Annotated in this window: 13 protein-coding genes; 11 read left to right on the forward strand and 2 right to left on the reverse strand. The window is 38.7% G+C overall.

Annotated features, from left to right (window positions below; translation table 11 throughout):
* The first annotated feature begins 7 nt into the window (after positions 1-7).
* The 7 genes from AOG27_RS04410 to AOG27_RS04440 all read left to right on the forward strand — a co-directional run bounded on the left by AOG27_RS04410 (position 8) and on the right by AOG27_RS04440 (position 17845).
* Positions 8-1918: a hypothetical protein gene (locus AOG27_RS04410; RefSeq protein WP_054551770.1), complete on the forward strand. Its 1911-nt coding sequence runs from the start codon at positions 8-10 to the stop codon at positions 1916-1918.
* Positions 1918-5031: a poly-gamma-glutamate biosynthesis protein PgsC/CapC gene (locus AOG27_RS04415; RefSeq protein ID WP_054551771.1), complete on the forward strand. Its 3114-nt coding sequence runs from the start codon at positions 1918-1920 to the stop codon at positions 5029-5031. Before AOG27_RS04410 ends, AOG27_RS04415 begins: the two co-directional genes overlap by 1 nt.
* Entirely contained in the window at positions 5018-7282 is a 2265-nt protein-coding gene (locus AOG27_RS04420; protein WP_054551772.1) for a hypothetical protein, read from the forward strand. Before AOG27_RS04415 ends, AOG27_RS04420 begins: the two co-directional genes overlap by 14 nt.
* Positions 7272-8018, forward strand: coding sequence for a hypothetical protein (locus AOG27_RS04425; protein ID WP_054551773.1), 747 nt, complete (start codon positions 7272-7274; stop codon positions 8016-8018). Before AOG27_RS04420 ends, AOG27_RS04425 begins: the two co-directional genes overlap by 11 nt.
* A complete protein-coding gene (locus AOG27_RS04430; RefSeq protein ID WP_054551774.1) occupies positions 8003-12280 on the forward strand; it encodes a hypothetical protein in 4278 nt (1425 codons plus the stop codon). The genes AOG27_RS04425 and AOG27_RS04430 overlap by 16 nt, the downstream gene beginning before the upstream one ends.
* Complete coding sequence (locus AOG27_RS04435; protein ID WP_054551775.1) at positions 12270-16361, forward strand: hypothetical protein; 4092 nt, start codon at positions 12270-12272, stop codon at positions 16359-16361. Before AOG27_RS04430 ends, AOG27_RS04435 begins: the two co-directional genes overlap by 11 nt.
* 242 nt (positions 16362-16603) lie before the next feature.
* Positions 16604-17845, forward strand: coding sequence for a DUF642 domain-containing protein (locus AOG27_RS04440; RefSeq protein ID WP_054551960.1), 1242 nt, complete (start codon positions 16604-16606; stop codon positions 17843-17845).
* Between the two features lie 60 nt (positions 17846-17905).
* Here the strand turns inward: AOG27_RS04440 and AOG27_RS04445 are convergent, their stop codons facing one another.
* Positions 17906-18436 (reverse strand): thioesterase family protein, encoded by a 531-nt coding sequence (locus AOG27_RS04445; protein WP_054551776.1) that lies wholly within the window; start codon positions 18434-18436, stop codon positions 17906-17908.
* Positions 18437-18545: 109 nt separating this feature from the next.
* Here AOG27_RS04445 and AOG27_RS04450 point away from each other — a divergent pair, with 109 nt between their 5' ends.
* The gene (locus tag AOG27_RS04450) at positions 18546-19034 is read left to right on the forward strand and encodes a hypothetical protein (RefSeq protein WP_054551777.1); all 489 of its coding nucleotides are present in this window, start codon (positions 18546-18548) and stop codon (positions 19032-19034) included.
* 63 nt (positions 19035-19097) lie between these two features.
* Here the strand turns inward: AOG27_RS04450 and tyrR are convergent, their stop codons facing one another.
* Positions 19098-20654: a transcriptional regulator TyrR gene (tyrR, locus tag AOG27_RS04455; protein ID WP_054551778.1), complete on the reverse strand. Its 1557-nt coding sequence runs from the start codon at positions 20652-20654 to the stop codon at positions 19098-19100.
* Positions 20655-21153: 499 nt separating this feature from the next.
* Here tyrR and AOG27_RS04460 point away from each other — a divergent pair, with 499 nt between their 5' ends.
* The 3 genes from AOG27_RS04460 to fahA all read left to right on the forward strand — a co-directional run bounded on the left by AOG27_RS04460 (position 21154) and on the right by fahA (position 25569).
* Complete coding sequence (locus AOG27_RS04460; protein ID WP_054551779.1) at positions 21154-22617, forward strand: peptide MFS transporter; 1464 nt, start codon at positions 21154-21156, stop codon at positions 22615-22617.
* A gap of 448 nt (positions 22618-23065) precedes the next feature.
* Positions 23066-24112 carry a 4-hydroxyphenylpyruvate dioxygenase gene (hppD, locus tag AOG27_RS04465; RefSeq protein ID WP_054551780.1) on the forward strand — a complete coding sequence of 349 codons (1047 nt, stop codon included), beginning with the start codon at positions 23066-23068 and terminating at the stop codon, positions 24110-24112.
* Positions 24113-24255: 143 nt separating this feature from the next.
* On the forward strand, positions 24256-25569 hold the full coding sequence (fahA, locus tag AOG27_RS04470) for a fumarylacetoacetase (protein WP_054551781.1): 1314 nt from the start codon (positions 24256-24258) through the stop codon (positions 25567-25569).
* Positions 25570-25582 lie beyond the last annotated feature (13 nt).

A 25582-nucleotide genomic window follows, 5' to 3' on the forward strand; every position in this document is an offset into this window, starting at 1 on the left:
AGGAGCAGTGGCTGTATTTCAACAATTGTTACGATTGAGGCACCAACGTGCGTTTTGGTTAACAGTTAGCTTATTTGCGATTGTAATGTTCAGCAATTTACTGAACCTATTTCAGGCAAGTAATGCTTTTTTATACCAAGCACTTGAGCCATTAGGTCAAACACAGCAAACTAATATCGTATTAGTCAACAGTGATAATTTGAGCAATAATCACCAGCAGCTGGTAAGTAAACTTCATGATTATAAACCAAAAGCGATTATTGTCTTAGCCGATGAACCTTTGCAGCCCTTACCGATAGAAAATGTATTCTATCCGTACTCAAACAAAAGCTATTGTGTCCCTCATGTAATTGCTTGGGCAACCTATCAGATTCAAATTCCTTCTCAAGAGGGTTTGAATTGCATAAGTATTTGGCAAGAAATATTTGATTATGAAAATAATCAAATAGCCTTGATTGACTTTAAGCTCGCCGTGGCCGCTTTACCAAAATTTAGTGCTCAAAGAGTGCTTAACTTTGATGTTATGAGTGAACAATTAGAAAATAAAGTCATCATTGTGGGTCAAAAAGCTTCCTCATTTAACGTGCAAATACACGCGCCAAAACTTAACGGCTTACATGACCCACTATTACTCACGGCTTACATGGCTGACAGTATTGATAAGAACACTGTAGTAACACTGCTAAAACCAACCTACTCTATTGTTATTGAATTAATTTTAGTGGTGGTTCTGCTTTTTAGTTTTCAGAAACTATCACTCTTTTACTCATTTTTCATTGCCTTCATGAGTATTTTTGTCTGGTGCACAATTGGTTATTTTTTCGTTGAATCAATGCAGATTTATATCCCAATAGGCCAGTACATTATACTTACCTTTATCACCCTTCTCTGGATCCTAGTTGTCCGCAAAGTAACAGAGGATGCAGAGCTTAATGTTGTGGTAAATAATATCCAACAAAAGATGATGGGACGCTTCATACCACAAAGCTTTATAGATCAAGCTTCGCCTTGGGACCCTATTATTCAGTTAATTAGTCAACAATTAGACTTAGAGAAATCAATTTTCCTTGCTCGCAAAGAAGATGATCACCGAGTTGTAGAAATTCGTGCAATGAATTGTAATTTAGATGACATACAAGAAATGCGCAGAGATTATCAACGAACGCCCTACAGTAATGCGTTAAAGTCATTGGGGATAGTGCAAATAACTCGACCTTTTTTTAAGCATGTTAGTGCGAATGAAATTGAATTTATGGTACCGCTTGTTTATGCCGGTGATGTACGCGGTTTCTGGGCACTTTCAGTGATCCCAAATACGCAGTTCAATCAACAAGCCTTTGAAAAGAATGTTAATAGATTTGCTGCTCAAGTCGCTGAATTGCTATTCCATTACCATATTTTTAAAGCCACTGAGAGAAAAAATAAAACTCTAATTAACCAACTACTTAACTTGAGACTGCATGAGCCTACGAGCCAGCGAGTTAAGCGCTCTATTGATGAAATGGAGCAAAAAATGACAACTTTAGAAATGGTATTCAGCCACACTCGTTCTGCTAATATTTTGTTTAACTTATTTGGCCAAGTTATTCAGACGAATGCCGCATTAGAGCAATTTGCAAAACAACATCAAATTGCTGTCTTTGAGATGACTGCATTAGATCTATTATGCCGCTGTTGCAAACTGGATACTGAGGTTGCCAAGGGCAAACTTCGTTATGTGACGTTAAACAAAGCTGAGATAAGTTTACCTGCCAAACTTAATAACCGAAACTATACGCTAAGTATTAAAGCACTGAACACCGACAGTTCGCAAACTGCCTCAGGCGAACCATTTCAAGTATCAGGTATCTTATTTGAATTTATTGATAACCATGCTGTCATAGACGAGCAAGAAGCCACTAAAGAGGACCAAAGTTAATGGACTTTGTACTCGCGCTTTTTCCTGCAGGCACAGGCTTAGGCCAGTCTGTTATTACTACCGTATGGGTAGGTACTGCGGTCGTCTGCTTGTTAAATTTGCGTTTTGGTTTCCCTCTGACGGGGCTTGTTGTACCAGGCTACCTAGTCCCTTTACTGATTATTAGCCCAACCTCAGCTGCGGTTATTATTATCGAGGCAATCGTTGTTTATGCATTAATGCGCTTTAGTGCTCATTATATGATGGAAAAGTTTGGCTATGGAGAAATGTTTGGGCGGGATCGCTTTTTCGCCATAATCTTGCTTAGTATTCTTGTGCGTGTCTGCATGGACACATTGTTTTGGCCTTTAATTGCCGCTCAGTTAAGCCAATGGGATATTACTTTTGATTATGCATCTCAGCTTTATTCTTTAGGCCTTATTATTATCGCACTAACAGCGAACGTGATGTGGAACGGAGGGTTTAAGTACGGGCTTAAAGTAACTTTCATTCAATTACTTATCACTTTCTTGCTAGTTCGTTTTGTCTTAATGCCTTTTACTAATTTTAGTATTGCTAATTTGGGCATTATGTACGAAGCCGTTGCCGCTTCAATCATCGCGGCACCAAAAGCATATATCATACTAGTCATCACTGCATTTATTGCTTCTAGAGCAAATATAAAGTACGGCTGGGAGTTCAATGGAATAATGCTACCGGCATTACTTGCACTGCAATTAACTCAGCCTTCAAAGCTTTTAACTTCTTTTATAGAAACGGCCGTTATTTTAATAATTGGTAGCTCATTGGTGCATTTTACTCGGCTAAGACATGCGAACATTGAGGGTGCCAGACTATTAATGTTCTTCTTCACTATAGGCTTTGTCTATAAGTTAATACTGAATTATGTCGTTGTTTGGTATTTTCCTACGCTCAAAGTGACAGACACATTTGCATTTGGCTACATGCTTGCAACTCTACTGGCACTAAAAATATATCAAAAGAATGCGCTTGGATTAGTAATCAGAGCAACATTTCAAACTTCGGTAATTGGCGGTATTTTCGCTATTACTGTAGGTTTCTTAGTGATGTTAGTGCCCTCTTTGCTGTCTAATCAGGATGTACATTCAGATATCGACAATCCACATGTCATCACCTTAAATCAACAAGTAAGCCAATATAAGAGCTACTTATACACAACTCGGACAGATAAAGTAACAGTCAGTAGTTATAAAGCTAATCAAGCAATTAATGATTTCAAGTATGCTGTTTACCAGTTAAATCAAGCACTTGAGAACAAGCAATCCATAGCAAAGTTTGGTTATTTATTTAGCGAGCTGGGTTTTTCGCTTGAAAGTGATGAGCAATATGTTTACTTGGTAGATACCTACGAAAGTCAGCAAAGAGGGCTATTTATTTTTAATAAAACGCCAAAGTCTCCTTTGTTGATAACTATTCCCTATCCAATTACAGAAAGTCTAGCGAGTGACTCTGCAAGCTTGATTTTTCAACATATGAATAATAAAGCAATGTTATTTGGCACTGCTAAAACGCCACAAAAGACGATTGCAACGGAAGATCAACAAAGCTTTTATTATCAAGCTTTCATTGACGCACTACAAAGTGACGAAATCTTACAAATTCGAGAAGCTAATCGCTTCACGGCAGCACTAGTTGAAAAGCCTTCTAATAAATTCGACAGCCAATATTGGATATATAACCAACTACCAGCTTCAATTAGCCAAAGAGACATTCACCAATTTGTAGGCAGTGAGGCAACTTATTTTGGTGCAGCAACACAAAGCAGTTTGCCAACAGCGAATTACTCGGGCTCTATGCTTGAACTATTTTTAGATAGTGCTAACTATACTAATATTTTGGCTAACATTTATCGCGATAACTATAAGTACAATACCCCCCAAATTAGCGTTATCAATGAAGAAATAAATACTATTGTTGACGAGTTTGCTTATCAAATTAGTAAAAAAGGTAGTTTTGAGTATCAACCTCTATCAGAAAGCCAAATAGCGCTGTGGGAGTATGAAGTTTTAAAGCCACTCTATAAATTAATTACACAGATAGGTAATGCCCCACTGACAGAAGACAAGCTTAATCAGTTAAAGCAAATCAATGGCACAACCGAACTACTTAACTATCAATTGCAACTAATCAACAATAGCAGTGGTCGATATCTATTGTTAAGCCCACTTAAAAATAATGAAGCACGCTCACAAGGGCAAGGCCTTTACGCTTTTAAATTGACTGCTCATGAAGCTATCACACTCAGTGTACCAAGGCCTTTATTTGAAAGTAATACGCTGAGTTTTGCAGCTGAATTATTCTCCGAGGCAAACACTGCCAATTTATTAATTGCGGGGGCTCACCCTTATGCGCACCCTAAAGCTAATGTACTTGGGGCTGATAATATTGACTCTTTATTTAATGTTATTCATCAAAGCTATTTGCGCTTTACAGCTAATCAGCCTAGTTTACACATTCAAATCCGCAGCCATAGCGCGCCGTCATGGGTACGCCCAAATGCAATTGCATTCTCAGCTACGCGCATCAGCGATGTGGCCTCGCCACTAATGAAACAAATCGACGGAAAACTGAATAACTTAGGGGTTGAATATCAAGTAGTATCAGGACAAAAATCAACGCGAGGTCTTGAAATAGGCAGCTCACCTCAATCAGGATACCAACAATTTAATAGCAATAGTGAGCTGGCAACATTATGGCTGGCATCAGACTTTAAAGAACAATTTTCAATCGACCAAAACAGCGTATTGCAACGATTATTGGCAATATCTACCAATACAAAGGTAAAAACTATAAATCTGGCTACCTTGTCGCCACTAAACTGGCAAGCAATCTCGACTAAAGAAAAGCAACGAATTCAAACTCTCGTTAAAAACTATATAGCTCATCAGCGTTTAACATCATTAAGCGGTTTCTGCGAGCAAATTAAAGACTGCTCTTTACACACCATTAAGCTTGAAAATGCAGACAAGTACGCGCTTATGATTAAGTACAATAACGATATTGTGGCAATCTACAATCCAACCAATAACCAGCTTATTGATCTGAGCTTATTTAATAGCATTATGGCTGGAGGCGCATATGTACTTAATTAAACGCCTACTTGCTATTTTAGCAATCACAATTGCTTTAGTGGCACTTTTTTATTTCTCACGAAACATAATGGTATGGATTGAGTCAGCTGAACCCATTGATGCGCGTACTAGTCAAGAAACACGTTCAAATGTACAGTGGCTTAGTAGTCAAAAGCCACTACAGTTTACGTTTTCAAATCAACGTACTCACTCACTACGCATTTTATCAAATGCCGTGTTTGATCAGTCAGTCGTACTTGATCAACCGGTTAATTATGCAATTAAATACGTGCTATATGATCAAGAGGGAGATGTCATTTTAGACAAAGTGTATCATCACGCGTCTAAATTAGTTACGAATTCGCAAGAGCTACAGGTAAAACAAATAATCGAAAACAAACAATCATTGAACGTCGCATCTGGTCAATCTTTCTATTTGCCAATTAGAGACTACCCTAACGCTGCGAGTCTCGATCTAACGCTTATCCCTGAACAAGCCAACTTGCAAGGTGTAGTTGTAAGGGTGCATGCTAAAACTCCAGAACAAAGTATTGATCCACTCAATAGTTGGCTTAAGCGCCCTTTAGAAAGGCGCAGACGCGCAACCGATTACCTGACAATGGGTGAAAATACCCTGACAGATGGCGAAATTCAAAATGCGATGGCCTTTTGGTGGCAAAAGATTGCACCACAGGGAATTCCTGACATAGATTTTAAATCAGACATATTGTATGAAAGTTTACCCTACAATGTAGTCACATATGACTTTAGTGAACAGCAACATGATCTAGGCTCTTATTTCACGAAACCGGGTCTTTGCGCGAGTATTCGCTTAGAGGAAACCGATAGCCTGATATTCAAAACAGACAAACAAGGGCTGCTTCCTTCGTTAATTTGGTATGACAAACTACAGTTTTCCCCTCCTTTACCTGTAAACTTTAGTGCAATAGACGAAGCTAATAGTTATCAAACTGAACCACTTAATCCGGGCTTAGTCACAATCTGCAGCGAAGATAATTTATTAACGCAATGGCGAACATTATCTGGTAATGCAATCTTAACTAGTTACTCAGGCAGTTACTTGGCTAACAGCCAATCCTCTGTCAGTTTTGATATTGAATCGCAAAGTCATTTAAATATTGAAGTTCGAGCTCTTGAGACAAGCCAACTAAATGTCACCTTGTTTGATGAAAGTAACGAGCAAATCGAGAGCTATTCTGTGACATTGAAAGGACAAGCTTCAGAGTTTGATCGTTTGATTGCCGAAAACACACAACGTCAAGATGTTGGTATGTTAGTAACTTACTATTTGCGCTCGCCAAAGAATGCAAGGCGAGTCGAAGTCAAGGCAGATAAAGATGTCTATGTTCGTCTGAAATCCCGCTTTGCTGATTTTAACTACCAAAGAACCTTAACTCACGGCTTGGTGACAGAATCAACTACAAACTTTCATGATATCGCTGCGTGGTATGAACAGCGCGCCAATAATCATTATGAACTTACATTGATGGGGCACTTTTCGAATATTCGGACTTTCACGCCACCAGCAGAGTTAGATCCACAAGTCACATACTATCAATCTAGGGAACTATTTGATCAGCTACCAATTTCAAATGTAGCACTGACACTAAGCCCCAATAAGTACTATCTACCTAAACAACCCGCTCAGGTTTTTAACTACGGTATTTATAATAAGAATAATTATACGCCGTATATTAACTCTGAAGATAACAGCCTAATTTATCGTTTAAAGGGTAATAGTGCTAAAGAAGCTAATATGGCGGATTTATCTGTTTCACAACTACAGCAAATCCAAGACAGTTCTCGCTCAATGTATCAAAATTGGTATGGTAATCGGCCTTGGGTTAAACAACGCCTGTACCAATTAAATAAAAAGACTCCTCTAACACTCAGATTTGATAAGTATCAGCGCCCTATTAGTCTTGTTTTCAAAGTTGCTAAATCAAATAATAAGGCTCCCGTTGAACTTAGTGTCAAACAAAGAGCAAAATACAAGTCAGGACTCACAAGCGAATACAGTATTAAAAAGCAAAAATATCAGCTTTATCCATCTGAACTAATTAATGCTTTTTTGATTCACCCAAAGAATAGCCGACTGAATAGCTATCCAAGTGTCACGCACTTAGTATCAAGTGATATAGATACTTTACACTCAATAACAATCGAGTCATCAGAAACAATCTGGCTATCTATTCTCGATGAATACCCTGCTCAAGAGCAAAAAGTGAGGTGGTGGAATAATGAAAATTAATGCTATGTTACTGGTTTTTTGCACTTTTATGGCGGCATGCAGTGCCGAGGAAACTAGCTTGCATGATTTAACAGAAGATTTTCATGCTTGGCTATTAAAACCGAACACTGAACTAACACACTTCAATTACAAGGATGGTGTTTTTAAAGCAAAAAAAACAATTACCTCCGGTGGCGAGATTCATTATAAGAAGACTGGTAATAACTGTATTGCTTATGCACCTCATCGCTATTTTGATAAACACACGCTAAAAATAGCCAAGGCAGTGTTTGCTGAATGTCAGGTGTTACTCACAAATTCAAAACATAGAAATACCCTTGATCAAAGTAATAATAAACTCGATTTTGGCAAATACAAAGTTAGTAGTGCGAATGCATTTATTCTTGCCTATGCTAAGACTGTAGAATCTTTTTCTATTTATCAGGTACATGGGTTTGCAAAGGAAAAGCGAAAAACTTTACAAGGGCGTAATGCAGATATCATTGTTAGCAATGGCTCTAAAACACCGTCAAAAGCAACTGTAAAAATATCTGAATGTTTAAATAATCAAGTAGGCTCTAATGTTATGCTATTTGGTCGTGATGTTTTTGAGCTCGGAGGGACAAAAAATATACTTACCGACATGGCGCCTGTTAATAGCCAGTTTTTTCATATCGAGTTAAGCCGTCAAATGCGTGAGCGTTTAATAACTAATAGCCAACTTTTAAAGCAGTTTAGCCAATGCCTTATATCATAATAGCCTTAGTCACTTTTACATTATTCAGCATCAACATGGTGTATGCTGCTAAGCCTGAGCATGCGGTTCTTGAGCCCCCTATTTGGTTACAAACCACGCCAAAACTGGCCCCTTTAACGTCTACTCAAGAGTTGCAATTTGATGCCAAGCAGCATCAGTATTTATGGCTACCAGAAGGCCATTGGCTTGAGATAAATCCCGATTTATTAAATCAATTTATTATCAGCGCCGGAAACACACAATACATTCAGCAGCGTTTACAAGTTCATCGGGATCTACTTTGTAATTCGAAACGATGCCAGCTTCCGGCAACAGGCCATAATCGTATAATTGCCATTCAGAATCACCTTGACGAAAGCGCTAGCTTTAGGGCTCTTGTCGGTCACTATCAAGCAAAAAGAGATAGTTTTCGACGTGCACTCAAACTAGCAAAACCATCTGTTTTATTGACCACACAGCAAGGCAATGAGCGTTATTATCAACTGCATAAAGATGAAGAAGTTACGCTGTTTTTTCCTGCAGCAAAAAAATTAAAGCTATCTGTTAGGCAGAATATGCAACTTCCTGATCGAAACGGTGTTGTGTACGCCTATGTTGATAACGTTTTAACAGCAAAAGTGAATACGATTAATAGTCTCGCTGTTGAATATTCAGATAAGAATGTTGGTTTAGTTAACTCAGATTATTTGGCTATCGACGCAGGCCAATACCTAACCATTAAAAGCGCAACAAATTCACTGGTTAAAATAGAGCAAAGCCACCGCGCAATTTATGATGATGGTGCAGCCGCAAAAGAACAAGAAAAGCAACTAATGCCATATTGGCTAAATACTGCCAATGATCATTTAAAATCAATTTACCAAGAGCACTCGTTGGGGCCGTTAAGTAACACTGTTTTTTCTGAAAATGACCCGCTTAACGTAAAGCGATACTATAACTTGCTTTCGATGATGAGCATCGATTCACAACTTGTTGGCAGCTATCGAAACCAATTGCCTGTAGAAAGTAAAAGTGAAACCATCACTGAGCTTGCTGAGCTGCGTTTAGTCGATCACCATTTTTACCCTCGTATCAATCATCAGACTAGACTTTTAACAGCTCTGTCTCAATCTGCACAAGTGTTTGATTTAACGGTAAAAGAACGAGCTACGCCATGGCTTACCCTAATTGCAAAAAGTAACAATGACACACAATTAAAATTCACCGCAGGTGAGCAAAGCTGGCTAGTTAACCTTAAAGCGACAGAACACTTTCAAACATTAACACTCTCTGTGCCTTTAAAAGAAAAATCACTTTCTATACAAGCACTTAAAAACACAACGGAACATATTGATTTTGCACTATACGCAAGAACTCTAGCTGATATCCCCATGGATGAAGTACTCTACCAGCAGCCGAACAAGTTAAGTGCAAAGAGCCCTACCACAGAGCTGATTATTAAAAACTACTTGCACAAGCAGCATGCGGACTATTTAGCTTCAATTGAACCTTATACACCCGCACAGCAGCAATTAAACATAACAGATTGGGAACAGTTGCTAATGACTGCTAATGATTTAGCAGAATCTGCGCCATTGGATGCCCTTCGCTTTTTGAAAAAGCTAAGCCAGCATAGTAACCATCAAGTTGCGGAAAAAGCATGGCAAGCAAGAATTGATATTTTGAGGCAGCAAAAACAATTCCATTTAGCAAATAGCTATCTAGAAGGTTTATACAAAAGTGCAAAACAGGCTCAATTGCAGCATTTTGCAAGTTTAGAGTTGATTAAAATTTACCAAGAGCAGCATCAAGACTACAAGCTATTTGCCTTGTGCGCTGGTAATTTATCGTCAATTTCCAATTGTAGAAAAATCTTGATCAGGCTTGCTGTTAAACAGCAGAAAAATCGTTTAGCGACGTGGCTAGCTCATCAGTCTGATCAGCAAAACATCGCAGAACCAAGTTTCGCAGCACTAAATTTTCAAAGTTTGGTTTCAAATACTAAACAAAATGACCCTTTATACCACTTAGTAACAGCTGAGCAAGCTGGACTTATTGATGGACAAGGCAAAATACAAAATACCGTGCTAAGTGATAAGAAACCGTGGAAATTTACTGCTACGCACCCTATTCATTTAGCGATCAAAGCTCGGGTAGCTGCGAAACAAAATGGTGAATATCAAACGGCTTGGCTAAAAGCCGATAGCCAATATCAGCATAAATTGATGCCAATTTTTAGTGATATTCCAGCAAATATTCAGTTTATAGATAATCAGCAACTAGCATCTATATCGGCAACCTTAATTATAAACTTGCAAGTCGGAGAAACTCTGACTTTGAGCGCTGATCATCTGACATATCTTGATGTAAGCCTGCTCCCTAATGATTTAGTTTCTCAATTTGACTACCAGTCTGATGCTGCCAATAACCTGACTGCAATAGACTTTATGTCATTAGTTTATTCACCTACCGCATCACAGTATGACTTATTAATTAATGGCTTATACCAATTAAGCAAAAGGCGTTTAAACGACAATCAATACACTCAGCTACTGCAACGTCTAGAGACCTTACCAGCAACAGCTAGATCGACCTTCATTCAGAATAGAATTGAAAGTTTTGGTCAGTGGCAACCTATTGAAAGCATGCTAGATTATGCTGGAACTCGACTATTTAAAATGCAAGCTCCTGCACAAAGTAGCTTTGCTGATCGTTTTACCTTGCTTAACACCCAGTCTGCGTCAGAGCAAGGGTTACAGTTACGACCATTCCATACTTTGCATATTGATCTAGCTCAAACTGCTGGACAACAAATCCGTTTTAAATTTCACTTCTCTACTGCAGAGTTAGCACGAGACAATGTCGCAAATGTTTCACTTCGCCTAGCTAATGAACTGAAAATCTGGTCAGTTTCACAACAACAAAGTGTGCCATTTACTTTTACTAAGCAAGAGCTCGATAACAACATAATCAGTATTAGATGGCTCAACCCTTACCTATCGCAATACTTAACAATAGAAGCAGAACAATATCTAGCCGGAAAATGGCAGCACTTAGAGCTACCAACCAAGTTATTATTCTACACGGTAATACCGGACACACCGCTAATAGCAACTTTATCGGCCGACAGGCTGATCAAGTTGGAAGAAATCGACGAACAAAGACGAACAGAACGTCGCTTTTTTCATCCTGCAGGAAAAATCGAAGTTAAAGCTGAAAAGTTGGAATATGTCCGCCTATACAGTTGGCAGTTAAGCGAACATAACAATAAAATTTCTGCTTACTCGCAGACTAAAGCTGCCCTGCCAGAGTTGATCACCTATCAAGCGCCTGAAAAAGTAGAAATCGTTAAGGAGCAAACAGAACTACACGCAGATGAACTCAACTGGCAAGTTTTTGCTCGTTATGATCAACAGCAAATTTTTCAAAGCGCTGAAGATATTCCCACCCGCAAAGAAACTGATATTGGCGCTAGAATTCGGATAAATGATGATAATCAATGGTATCAGTTAGAGGGATATTACTCATTCAATGATACGCAAACTGATATTATTAATTTAAATGGATATTACTCTTGGGAGGATGAAACAACGCCTTGGTATATTGATAGCCAAATTAATAGTCGCTGGCAAATGAGCCGAGAGCAATTTGATAGTCAATACGCGATTGATGCCAGCATTAGTATTGGCCAAATATGGCGACAAGACTCAGTGCATCGCCATCAATGGCAAATAACTCCTTATGTTCGCTACAGCAGCGCTGATTTAGCTGACTACCTCGCTGATGATAAGCTTAACTCAGGTATTTTTAATTTTTACAGAGAAAATCATTCATCTGGTTGGTTAGGGCTCTACCAATATAGATATCAACCCTGGGTCGATAACTACCTTAACTTTGGTGTTTCTTCCGGTTCTAATGATGATTGGAGCAGCTTGGATTATTTACGTTTTAACTCTAGTTGGAATCAATATTATGAAGGCCATATTTTCCAGGTGGGGCTAGATAGTTATTACCGCTTCGCTGATGAACATCGTGCTACTGCCACATGGCAATATATCTCTCGCTTTGCATGGCAAAAGCAGATTGACTTAGGGGGCTTCTCACAAGGCTGGCTTAAAGTAAGCTGGCAACAAGATTGGGTTTGGAATAACCACAATATTAGTGTTGAGTTTTCATCTGGCAATAACTTGCATACGGGCTTTGCTCCCTATGCACACGATGAAATTATTTTTCCAACACTTCAACTTAACCATTTGTTAGAGCTGAGTGACTATGAGCAGTAAAGTTTTAAAAGAGCGCCTTGAGTCTCTACTATTTGCCGATATAGCCAATTTTTGGTTAGACCTTTATCGCCAAAAGTATAAGCAACTCGTTAACGAATTAAGTGAGTGGGAGCTTATAAAGAACCAGCCAGATGATAATGACGAAGATGATTGGTTGTTACTCCAAGCTATTGCTTTTTTAACTCACAAAATTGATAAGCTGCAAAACCAATTAACCAAACTTGATGGCGATCATCGTCGCTTTGTTGAGCGTTTGAGTCATGCGGAATTAAAAGCCGAGAGGCAATTTCATATCCTTGATTATGCAAAAACATTAGGGGCAAGTGAGTTGCAACTGCAAAAGGATCAAGATGCTTTTCAGCGCTGGTTTGATGAAGGGGCAATGATTAATCGTTACCAAGATAAAACCTCTGAACTTGAGCAATCATTAAAGTTTTTGATAGGAAAGCTCGGTGATTTAACAAACCGTTATTTACGTAATCACCAAAATGACATGGCTCAGTCATGGTTAAGGCTCGATTTAGAAGGCTTCTTTTTAAACCTACTAGAAAAAACAGACAATGAAGCAACACGAAACTCATTATTTAGAGCGTTAGCTAATCAGGTAAATTTGCTTAATGAATATGTCGAAGATCCTGAGTTTAATGCAGATTTAGTTGAAAGCTTACTACAGTCATTAGAGAAGCCAACAACACCACACGCAGCAAAAGTCGATATTTTAGAAATACTAATTAATCTTAGACCCACTTTTACTCGCTACTTTATGCGCTCTCATATTGATCTGGACGTTGATAAAAACGGCAAAGTAGATCGCCAGCAGTTATTTTTAATTACTTCATTTGCCAAAATCATCAGCAAACAGTTTTCCTTAAATGAGGCAAACCGTAAACTGATTTTTTTACTTGCTAAACATGCTTACCCTCGTGTTCGTCAAAGTGTTATAGAGCAATGTTCCGTTTTGCCTTGGTCATGTGTAACCGATTTACTCAATGAGCGGATGCAACTTGAAAACAGCCCAGCTGTAAGACTAACATTAATTAAACAGTTATCAGACCCGCGCTTTAGTGAACAGCAATTAGGCTTTAAGTTATGGCAACAACTCCTTGAGGAAACTGATAACTTTGCAGAACAACGTCTATTACTTGAACTCACTCCGAGGATCATGTTTAACCTTCAAGTTGATAATGATAATCATGACTACACTCAAGATATATTTAAAGCGTTTATAAATGTATTAAACCGACAACTTGAAGAAAAAACTAACCTTGCAGTAAAACGTATTATTAGCCGTGTTCGAGAGCAGTTAGTCAGTTTTATGCATCAGCAACAAGTTGCACAATTAGAGGTGAGCTTAAGTTCAGACACATCCATTGACTGTAAAGAAGTAGATGAAGATTTGCTTGGCCGACTACTAAGTAAACAAGCTCAGCATTATGAAGCGTTCAATGTTATCCTGAAGAAAAAGTCATGGCAGGTGCAATTGGGTTATAAGCGTGGCTTTAGAATCTGGCGCTTATGGCATGAATTTAAGAACCCTAGTACCGGAAAAAGACAAAGCTATAACCATTTACAGGCCAGAAAGCCTAGTGCATTTATGCATGTACCAAGTTGTACTGTTGCAGAGATAAGCCAGACAGAAGTACCCGGTGAGCCTCGTTTTGATGAGTATCAATTTAGCTCACGACCACACTTGCCATTACTTGATTTCTTATTAAGTACCTTGTCTCAAGATAATTTAAAAGCGTCAGCTAAATCCTATACACCTGATGGCATTTTGATAGTTTCACCACCAACAAGTTTATTTAAGCGTTTATATGCATACTGTTGGATTTCATTGAACTACGAAAAATTGAATGAGTTACGAAATGGTACTGAAGTAGAACAACAACACTACCTAGAAAACATTCGCAGTAAGGGCTTTACGCTAGACTTCCAACCATATGGAATGTTGTTTGATGTAGCGTTCCCTGTCGAATCAGGTATTGCTAACCTTTTTAAAAAGCTCGCAATTACACCCTTTATTTTTAACATTGGGTCAAGCTTTAAAGAGTATGCGTATTCAATTTACCAAAACAGCATTGGTCAGCTAATATTTTTTGTCATTAGCTTTATCGCTTACTTTTGGGCGAGACATATAAAAATCAGCCGTCAGATTCAATCTGACAGAGCACTTATTCCTGTATCGATTGGCGGCTGGGGAACACGTGGGAAATCCGGAACAGAACGCCTTAAAGCGGCCCTTTTTAGCAGCTTAAGTCTAAAAGTAGTAAGTAAAACAACGGGCTGTGAAGCTACGATGATTTATGCAAGGGCAAGTGGTGAGCAGTTTGAAATCCCCTTATTTCGTCCATTCGATAAAGCCAGTATTTGGGAGCAAGGAGATGTTTTGCACTTTGCTAAGAATGTAAAAGCAGACGTATTTTTGTGGGAATGTATGGGGCTCACACCACGTTATGTGCGTATTCTTCGCAACTGGATGAAAGACAATTTCTCAACCATAACAAATGCCTACCCAGACCATGAAGATATACTCGGTCCGACAGGTATCGATGTTGCAAACGAAACCAGTCACTTTATTGGCGAGAATAGCTTAGTATTTACCAGCGAACAAAATATGGCTCCTATTTTAGACGTCAATGCCAAGCAGAAGAACTCAAGTTTGATCCAGGTGCATTGGGCCGATGGCTTGCAAATTACAGACGATATACGTTCTTTATACCCATACCAAGAACATCCAGCTAATATTGCGCTAGTTTGTAAAATGGCACAGCATATTGGCTTAAGTAAAGACTATGTTTACAAAGAAACATCGGCCAGAATCATTCCCGATATTGGTGTTTTACAACATTTTGAAAAAGCTAAAGTGGGTAAAGTAGAACAATCATTTATTAATAGCATGTCAGCAAATGAACGTTTAGCAACGTTAGAGAATTGGCAACGGTTAGGGATCTATGATTTAAATGACAACCCCAAAAAACAGGTTATTGCTTTAATCAATAACCGAAATGACCGTGTGGCTCGCTCAAAAGTGTTTGCAGATATTTTAAGTCACGATTTGCGTTTCGATAAAATAGTTGTAATTGGTACAAACGTTGATGGGTTTTATAGCTACTTTATTAACGCACTCATTGAGCGATTAGATAAAATTATTGCTAATAATGATCTAGAAGAATTTAATAAACTTTTATCTCAGTTCAACTTTTTAACTGAAGAACAATTAATTGCTCGTTTGAGCGACGCATACGATCTAACTCTTGCTAATAAGCTCATAAAATTAAACGGCGACTCGCTTAAGAAATCTAATATTAACGCTCTTTTGAAAGATGCTACCGGGAACTCAAATGAGGCCGAAGCATCGGCTATTTTACAAAATCTATTTGTTTATCAACAACGTCAAACATTAGAATTGCTTAAGCAAGATATCGTTAACAATAGCGAAAAGCTAAAAGAGGTTATTGTAAATACAATAAAATCTAACGTTGTGTTACATGAAAACAGTAGTTTATCTGCTGATGAACTAACGCGGTCAATTGCCCAATTAGGGTTAGTAAATAACCATCAAGTTATTGTTGGTATGCAAAACATTAAAGGCGCTGGCTTGAACTATGTTTACGCTTGGCAGCAGTGGCAGCGAATAAACCATACTCTTGAACATCTATTTGACCAACAATGTACAGCTAAGGAGTTCAGAACAGCACTAACAAACCTCAACATGATTGTTTCCTTTAATAGGTTAGAAGTGGCCACATTAAAAAAACATTTGAGCACATTGAAAAAAATGCACTTGGCGCAGAATGAGTTCTGCCAAGCAGAAATCACTAATCTACTTGAAAAACTTGAGGCATATAGTTCCGAAGATAACATTGAGAAACAGCAAGCATTGCCTATTCAATATTTAAATCAAGTGGTTGAGTCATTTCTTGATGCAGGAGCAGCTGTTAAACGTAAGAAAAGAGCAAATCAAATTTATAAAGATATAGCTGATCAGAGAATTACCTTAGAAAAGGCGATAAAAATATTAGGCAAATTAAGCCGCAATCAAAAATCAGGCTGGTTTGCTAACAAATCTAAACCCAATTAACTTTTAACCTAGCATAAAAACGCAAGGTAATCCAAAAGGATTGCTTTGCGTTTTTTATTATTTTCCCATCGAAAAATCAGAATTTTCCTACAAACTAAATTATTATTAAAAATCAAATAATTAATATAAAAAATTAAAAAAGTATAAATTTAGATCTATTCCCTATTTGATAAACACCAGCAAAAAGCAGTAAAATGATACTATTAAATATTAATTTTATGTTAACAACTTCGGAGACTGTCATGAAAAGCTTAGTTTCTAAATTAGCAGTGTTACCTTTAGCTATCGCATCTGGTATGGCAATGGCAAGCACAAACCTAGTTGAAAACGGGTCATTTGAAAATAACACTGTAACTGGCCATGGTGGACAATGGCAGTTATTCAGTAATATCGATAACTGGAGCCGTAGTAACAATGCTAAATTTGAGTTACAAACTAATAAATTAGGTATTGTTCCAGCTCAAGATGGTAATCAACTTCTTGAACTAGACTCAACTGCTAACTATTCAATTTCACAGAGCGTAGCTACTTCAGCGGGTAAAAAGTACGAACTTACTTTTTATTACTCTGCGCGTGTTGAAGGTAATGCGACAACAAATGCTGCCAAAGTTTTATGGAATGGTAATGAATTAGCGACCATTAATAGCAGCACAAAAGGCTGGACTAAATATAGCTTTACTGTAGAAGCAAACGATACTAGTTCAGTATTGAGCTTTGCTGGTGCTGGTAAATCAGACTCTTTAGGCGCATTTCTTGATAATGTTTCTCTAACAGAAATTCCAGAACCTTGTGCAGTTGAAACAGGTCTATATGGTATTAATAACTTCGGTTCAGAAACTGAGGGCTATGTTTATCATTTCAACCCAGTTTCAAGCTCTGTCACTATTGTTGCAGGCCTAAATAACACAGCTTCAAATATTGCAAGCAAAGACGGTGTGCTTTATTTCATGGAGCAACTAGATAAGAGCAGCAAAGCATCTAAAATTTACAGCTTAGATTTAGCAACTAACCAACAAGCGGAAGTAGTTGATGCGACTTCATTCCCTATTTACCGCTCAACAGTCACCGCTGATGGTCTTGCTCTTCGTGCAACAAGTAAGACATATATGTACGACTTTGATTTAGAAACAGGTGATAAGACAGTTCTTGGTAAACTATCTTACCCTGGTGATACTTTCTCAGATGGTGATATTGCTTACTCAAATGACTTTAACGTACTTTACGTGTTAACAGGTAAAGCACTTTATACGCTAGATGAAGGTAGCTTAGAATTGACACTTGTTGGTGAGCATGGTGTAAATTGGGCATCAGGTATTGCGATTGCAGATGATGGTACAATTTATGTTTCAGGCCGCGAAAGTGGTGAAAATGCTAAAATCTACTCACTTGACCAAAACACTGCAGAAGCAACGTTTGTAATGGATGGTCCTTCGCATGTTAATGACTTAACATTTGTTAGTGAAGCAGTTTGCGCTGCAGAGTAAACTGTGTTTAAAACCATAAAAATGCCAGCTTAGCTGGCATTTTTTTATTTATCTTGGGTATCACTTATTTGTGAGTTTCTTTTGCTCTAACATTTCTTTCCAGTGCATTACTTCTGTTGGCAAGATAGGAGCTACACCTTCAAACCCAGCAACTTCAAGCATTTCTTCAACGCTCACAACACCTTTCTTACGTTTAAATACCCCTCGTACATAGGCAATCGCATGCAATCCACGCTCAGAGTGAAACTTTTGTTCAATGTAAAAGTATTTATGATCCCAGCCAACTAAACGCGTACTAACAGTGTATTTTTGCATTGGTTTAATATCGCGAATATAGGTAATTGCAGTCGCATTAACGATCGGGAACCAACGACGTTTCATAATATGTTGAAACAACCCTACTCTTTCTGTCATCCAAGTGCGCGCCAAATCCATCATTGCTAAATAACGGGAATTAGTCAGGTGCAAGTTAATATCGCAATCAGTCGGCAGTGCTCTGAATTCAATATCTATCGTGTCGAGTAAACCTTGATAGTCACGATTACGTTTGATTTTAAAAAACAATAATATTAGTCGAAAATATAGATTCACAATAAAGGTCTAACCAGTTGATAATTCACAAAGTGTATCACAGCATATTGCTAAGGCGAATATTCTGCTCTAATCTGTGCATATATTATTATAAAAACAGATAAGCCTAATGAAACTATTCAGTTTGGTAACTCTATTTTCTGCAAGTTTATTTACCGGCTCAGCATATGCTGACTTCAACTTTCCAGGTAACGGTACTTTAAAATACCCAACGGGTGTGGAAAAAGATTTTAAATTTGGTTTTGCTTGGCAACAAACTGCCGAAAAATTCACTATTGGTGATAAAAGCTATGACATGTCTTTGCCTGAGTCATACTCCGTTGCGATTACACTGAGTAAAGACGAACAACAAGTTTGGGTACAAGAGTTTAATAATGGCTTTATTGAAGGCTTCAATTGGCAAATAGCAGATCACTCCTTAAAACTTGAAAAGCGCAAATTTAGCGACTCAGTCAAAGGCGATTATGTTATAAGCCTAGATAACCGAGATTACTTTTTTGCTCGCAATAACATAAGTATTGTTATCAAATTTGACAATGACGGTATCAAAAATATTGCCATTGATGGTGTCACCAAGGATATGGGTACCAAACAGTAGCAAAAAGCTTGGCTTTTCACTCAAGCTTTTTGCTTAATTAACGATTATTGTGGGGGGTTACTTTTAAACCTTCACTGTCTTACGGTTAATGCCATAATCTCGAAGTTTGTTTGCCACTGCGGTGTGGCTCAAACCTAATCGCTTAGCAAGCTGTCGAGAGCTAGGATAAGCCGGATAGAGCTTACGAAGTAAGGTCGCTTCAAAGCGTTTTACCGCTTGATCTAAAGTTCCTTCAAAGTCAGACTCAAGATAACCTAAATCATGAGTAAAGGTTGGTAACTGCAGATGCTCAATACGCAGTTCGTTATCATCTAACAACGACACCGCACGGTAAATCGCATTTTCTAATTGGCGTACGTTACCCGGCCACGGATAATCTTGTAAAAAGCGTAAACAATCTTCAGACATCACAGGCACAGAATGACCATTTTGTTGGGCATACTTTTGAATAAAGTGTTCTGCTAACGGGCCAATATCAGCTTTTCTGTCACGTAATGGCGCAATTTCTAAGGTCAAAACATTAATCCGGTAATAAAGATCTTCTCTAAATGTACCCTCTTGCACCATGGCCGGTAAGTCTTTTTGCGTTGCAGCAACAATACGTACATTCACTTTTACTTCGTTTTCATCACCGACTTTGCGAAATGTGCCATCTTGTAAAAATCGCAGCAACTTAGTTTGCAATTGAGTCGACATTTCACCAACTTCATCTAAAAACACCGTACCACCATCGGCTTGCTCCAAAACGCCACGTTTTGGTGCCGCGTTTTCTTCATAGCCCGCATAACCAAATAACTCTGACTCAGCCACGTCATCAGGTAACGATGCACACGATAAGGCAATAAAGGGTTTTACTGAACGGTTAGATGCATAATGACAAGCCCGTGCAAGTAATTCTTTACCTGTCCCCGTTTCACCAGTTATCAAAATTGGCGCTTCAAGCTGTGCCATTTTGCGAGCTTCACGAACAACACGACGCATTGCAGTGCTAAAATTATGGATTGTCGCAAAACTTTCTTGGCCATATCGACGAAAGGCACTCACTTGCTGACCAAGTCGACTTTGCGATTTAATGTTAATAACGGCGCCTGCTAACACATCCCCTTCAGCACCTTGTGGAACTGAAATAGGAAGAATATCAGCAATAAAATCTTCGCCAGCAACTTCTACACGCGTTGTTTGACCAAGTACTTCTTTACCCTCTAACCAGCGAGTAAAATTAAAGCCTTTCAGCAAGTTATTAATATTAGCGCCTATAACTTCACTTTCAGATAGCTGTAAATCGCGACAAGCTGCATCATTGCATAATCGCACCCAGCCTTTAGCATCAATAGATATCACACCATCAGGCAATGCTCGCAGTAATGTATTTAACTCATTATGCTCTCGCTCAGAAGGTAGAAATGCAGTTGTGCGAACATCCATCACGCCGTCAATTAAGCGAATAGAAGGCATGATCTTTTGGAATTGCTCAAATTCAATAGGAGGAAAACTGACATACATACGACAATTAACCGAATCTACTTCAATACCTTTTAAGTCAACCTGATAACTTACTAAGATATTGAGAATCTCTTGTGCGATACCGATTCGGTCAGCACAGTGGATATCTAAACGCATTACATCCTCAAAAAACGGGAACCTATAGTATGAGAATAATACGCTAACTACTAGCGGCTGAATAGTCTATTGTAAACAATTTTGGACAATTTAAAGTACTTGCTCAGCTATCCAGATGCCAAAAGATCCGCTTTCATTGCAATGAATTACACCTACCCAAACAAAAATAACTCATCACATAAACTTAAAATGAATTGCTAAGTATTACTGACAAGTATCAAGTAATCTTAAATTGGTTGTATTTGGTAAGGTTAAGTTAACGCAACAAATGGTGTACCTACCGCAAGATCTTCCCCTGACCAAGAGGTCTATGTATACTGTAGCGCACTTGTAGCTAGGATAAGGGTGTGTCCTATACCCTTAAGTTCATAACTTGAGCAACAAACCATTATCTTAGCTGCATCAAAAAAACATGGCCACTCATTCATCAATATTAATTAACCAATGAGCAAAGCAATAATATAAGGCCAACGACAATTAAAATTAGGAAGTATAATTCATGAGTTCTCTACCAAAAGCTGGTGACTTTATGGGTCACCCGAAAGGGCTCTTCTTACTGTTCGTTACAGAAATGTGGGAACGTATGAGCTACTACGGTATGCGCGGTATTTTCGTGCTTTATTTATCAACAATCGCAACTGCAGCTGCTATGGGCTGGGATATGGCCTACTTTGGTATTGACCCATTATCTGCAGGTGCTGATGAAGCTTACCAAAAAGCATTAAACTCTAATGCATTGAGTATTTTAGGCCTCTATGCAATGTTAGTTTACGTAACACCAGTTATCGGTGGCTGGTTTGCTGATAATGTATCTGGCCAACGTAAAGCTATTATATTTGGTGGTGTTGTGATGGCTTTAGGCCAATTTGCACTTGGTACACCTCACGGTATGATCGAAGGTCTAGAAAAAGAGTTTTTATACCTTGGTTTAGCATTACTAATTGTTGGTAATGGTTTCTTTAAGCCAAACATCTCAACAATGGTTGGTGACCTCTATACTGAAACTGATAAGCGTCGTGACGGTGCATTCACAATTTTCTATATGGGTATTAACCTTGGTTCGATTTTAGGTTATTTCGTTGTAGGCTCAATTGGTGAAAAGTTTGACTATCAATACGGCTTCTTAACCGCAGGTGTTGGTATGTTAATTGGTGTAATTTTACAGTTAGCATTATCTAATAAATATCTTGCCGATATCGGTAAAGTTCCATCAGCTAAACAAGGTGATGACGCACAGGCTGCAAACAAACCTTTAACTTCTGAAGAGCGTGATCGCGTTAAAGTTATATTAATCATGAGCTTTTTCACTATTGTATTCTGGGCTGGCTTTGAGCAAGCTGCAGGTTCAATGAATTTATTTGCAAAGTATAAAACTGACCTTGTTTTCTTTGGTTGGGAAATGCCAGCAAGTTGGTTGCAAGCTGTTAACCCAATCTTCATTATTATTTTAGCCCCAATTTTCGCAAGTGTATGGATCCGCATGGGAGATAAGGAGCCTGACTCTCCGCGTAAATTTGCTCTTGGTATGTTATTCCTAGGCCTAGGCTTCGTGTCTATGGTAGGTGCAGCCTTACAAATTGGTGATGATGCAAATACAAAAGCGCATGTAATCTGGTTAGTTATGGCATACGTATTCCACACAATGGGTGAGCTATGTCTATCACCAATTGGATTATCAATGGTATCTAAGCTCGCTCCGCTGAAGTTTACCTCACTATTGATGGGTATGTGGTTCCTATTCTCTGGTTTAGGCAACTACGCAGCAGCATCAATTGGTCAGCTTGTAGGTGAAAGTGGCCCTCTAAACACCTTTGGTGGTGTAGCAATTATGGCTTTCATCGCAGGTATTTGTTTATGGCTGTTGGCAGACAAACTTGTTGATTGGATGCATGATGCTGATACCTCTCAGGATGAGTTAGAAATTCTCGAAGAAGAATTAGAGATTACTGCTGACAAACAGTAACCTTAAGCCCCACAGTTTATGCTGTGGGGCTACGTACTTCCCGCCGTTAGATCTTTACTAGTTAACTACACTCGATATCATTTCGTACTTTCGACTTCCCTATTTAAATATTCACTGAAATTGACAACCACTAACTTTGTAAACAATTCGATACATTCACTCTAACTTTATTTGGCGAAAACAAAACGAATAAAATACAAAAAAGCTTATAAATATCAGTTCATTAAATATTTATTAACGGCGCTTTATTTACTCTTTTTGATCTTTATTTTTACTATTTTCACTTCACATGATGAAATTAAAACCATTGTCTCATTAAATTTACAAAAGGGACTTTGGCTAAATAACGCTGTGATCTTCCCCAAATTGAATTTCTGGTTAATCATCCGCTCATTACATAACAATAATTCTTTTTAGCGCAGTGCTTATAATTGCGGGAGTAATGACAATGAGCGAAGTAAATAATCCGTTAGGCCTAATGGGCATTGAATTCACTGAATACGCAACACCTGATGCAGATTACATGGACAAAGTGTTTACTGATTTTGGCTTTTCAAAGCTAAAAAAATTCAAAGGTAAAGACATCGTTTACTATAACCAGCATGACATTCATTTCTTACTAAACAATGAGCGTGAAGGTTTCTCTGCTGAATTTGCTAAAAGCCACGGCCCAGCAATCTGTTCTATGGGTTGGCGTGTAGAGAATGCACAAAAAGCATTCGAGGTTGCTGTTGAGCGCGGTGCAAAACCTGCGACAGACTCAACTCACAAAAACTTACCATACCCTGCTATTTACGGTATCGGCGACAGCTTAATTTATTTCATCGAGCAATTTGGCGACAAAGGTTCTATCTATGAGTCAGATTTTGAAGATTTAAACGAGCAAAACATTGTTGAAGACAAAGGCTTCATCCGTATCGACCATTTAACCAATAACGTTTATAAAGGCACGATGGAAACATGGGCTAACTTCTATAAAGACGTATTTGGTTTTACTGAAGTTCGTTACTTTGACATTAAAGGTCAAAAAACAGCGTTATTATCTTACGCACTTAAATCTCCGTGCGGTACTTTCTCGATTCCAATCAATGAAGGTAAAGATAACAACAACAACCAAATCGATGAGTACTTAAATGAGTACAATGGTCCGGGTGTACAGCATTTAGCATTCCTAACGAATGACCTAGTAAGTTCACTTGATAAGCTTGACCAATCAACGATTGCGACACTAGATATCATCCCAGAGTACTACGACACCATTTTTGACCGTGTGCCTTGGGTTAAAGAAGATAAAGAGAAGATCCGTAAGCATCAAATCCTTGTAGATAGCCAAAGCGAAAACTGTTATCTACTGCAAATTTTCTCGAAGAACCTATTTGGTCCTATCTTCATCGAGATGATCCAACGTGTAGATGACGGCGGTTTTGGTGAAGGTAACTTCCAAGCCCTTTTCGAGTCAATCGAGCGTGATCAAGAGCGTCGTGGTGTAATCTAAACCGCCATATTGCGCTTAAAAAGCAGCGTTTAACACGCTGCTTTTTGTCGTTTTAAATTCTGTTTTAAACTAACTGTTTAAATTGCGTTGATTGCCTCCATATAGATAACTAATAAATCAGCGCGAACCAATAAGGAAAGAGTATGAGCCTAATTAACGAAACCCACGATATTAATCTAAAAAGCTGGGTTGCATCTGCTAACGAAGCGAACTGTGACTTCCCAATTCAAAACCTTCCTTTTGCAGAAGTACGTCGTAAAAATTCAGATGAAGCGTTCCGTGGCGCTGTAGCTATTGGTGATCAAGTTATCGACTTAGCAAAAGTAAATGAACTTGGTTTATTCTCTGGTGATGCACAGATTGCCGTTAAAGCTGCAAGCCAAGCTACACTCAATGAATTTATGGGTCTTGGTCAGCAGTATTGGTCTGCACTGCGTCTAGCGTTATCAAAAGCACTTCGTGAAGGTGCCAGTGAGCAAGCGCAATTAAGCGAAGCGCTTATCGCTCAAGCTGACATCGAATTTGCACTACCGTGCCGTATTGGTGATTACACTGACTTTTATACCTCTATTTACCACGCAACAGCGGTAGGTAGTCTATTCCGCCCTGATAACCCACTTCTACCTAACTACAAATGGGTACCAATTGGTTATCACGGCCGTTCATCGTCAATTGATGTATCTGGTCAAACGTTCCACCGCCCTAACGGTCAAACTAAAGCGCCAGATGCAGAAGTCCCTTCATTCGGCCCTTGTAAACGCCTTGACTACGAACTTGAGTTAGGTATTTACCTTGGTAAAGGTAATGAATTAGGCGATGCAATTGCCATTGAAAATGCTGAAAACCACGTATTTGGATTCTGTGTATTTAATGACTGGTCTGCACGTGATTTACAAGCGTGGGAATACCAGCCGCTTGGTCCATTCCTTGCGAAAAACTTCGCTTCGACAGTATCACCTTGGATTGTTACGACAGAAGCACTGGCACCATTTAGAACAAACTGGACACGTGACGAAAACGATCCACAACCAATGGATTATTTAGAGTCAGCTCATAACCGTGAGTTTGGTGCATTTGATATCAAAATGGATGTGCAAATTGAAACTGAAAAGATGCGTGCAGCCGGCGAAGCACCAACACAAGTATCTAAATCAAGCTTCAAGCACTCTTACTGGACAGTTGCGCAAATGGTGACTCACCACACTGTAAATGGCTGTAACTTTCAACCAGGCGATATGTTAGGTTCGGGTACGCAATCAGGCCCTGAGCACGAAGAAGCAGGTTCATTATTAGAGCTTTCTCGCGGTGGTAAAGAAAAGATCACCCTTGCTAATGGTGAGCAGCGTGCTTTCTTAGAAGACGGCGACAACGTAATTATGCGTGGTTGGTGCGAAAAAGACGGTTTTGCACGAATTGGTTTTGGTTCAGTTGAAGGAACCGTGCTACCTGCTAAATAAAAGTAACTCACTA

The sequence above is a fragment of the Pseudoalteromonas lipolytica genome, assembly GCF_001306915.1.
Lineage (GTDB): Bacteria > Pseudomonadota > Gammaproteobacteria > Enterobacterales > Alteromonadaceae > Pseudoalteromonas > Pseudoalteromonas simplex.

Excerpts from the sequence above, each read along its gene's own strand:
- AOG27_RS04415 (WP_054551771.1), top strand. The coding sequence starts at position 1,918 with ATGGACTTTGTACTCGCGCTTTTTCCTGCAGGCACAGGCTTAGGCCAG.
- AOG27_RS04420 (WP_054551772.1), top strand. The coding sequence starts at position 5,018 with ATGTACTTAATTAAACGCCTACTTGCTATTTTAGCAATCACAATTGCT.
- AOG27_RS04425 (WP_054551773.1), top strand. The coding sequence starts at position 7,272 with ATGAAAATTAATGCTATGTTACTGGTTTTTTGCACTTTTATGGCGGCA.
- AOG27_RS04430 (WP_054551774.1), top strand. The coding sequence starts at position 8,003 with ATGCCTTATATCATAATAGCCTTAGTCACTTTTACATTATTCAGCATC.
- AOG27_RS04435 (WP_054551775.1), top strand. The coding sequence starts at position 12,270 with ATGAGCAGTAAAGTTTTAAAAGAGCGCCTTGAGTCTCTACTATTTGCC.
- AOG27_RS04440 (WP_054551960.1), top strand. The coding sequence starts at position 16,604 with ATGAAAAGCTTAGTTTCTAAATTAGCAGTGTTACCTTTAGCTATCGCA.
- AOG27_RS04450 (WP_054551777.1), top strand. The coding sequence starts at position 18,546 with ATGAAACTATTCAGTTTGGTAACTCTATTTTCTGCAAGTTTATTTACC.
- tyrR (WP_054551778.1), bottom strand. The coding sequence starts at position 20,654 with ATGCGTTTAGATATCCACTGTGCTGACCGAATCGGTATCGCACAAGAG.
- AOG27_RS04460 (WP_054551779.1), top strand. The coding sequence starts at position 21,154 with ATGAGTTCTCTACCAAAAGCTGGTGACTTTATGGGTCACCCGAAAGGG.
- hppD (WP_054551780.1), top strand. The coding sequence starts at position 23,066 with ATGAGCGAAGTAAATAATCCGTTAGGCCTAATGGGCATTGAATTCACT.
- fahA (WP_054551781.1), top strand. The coding sequence starts at position 24,256 with ATGAGCCTAATTAACGAAACCCACGATATTAATCTAAAAAGCTGGGTT.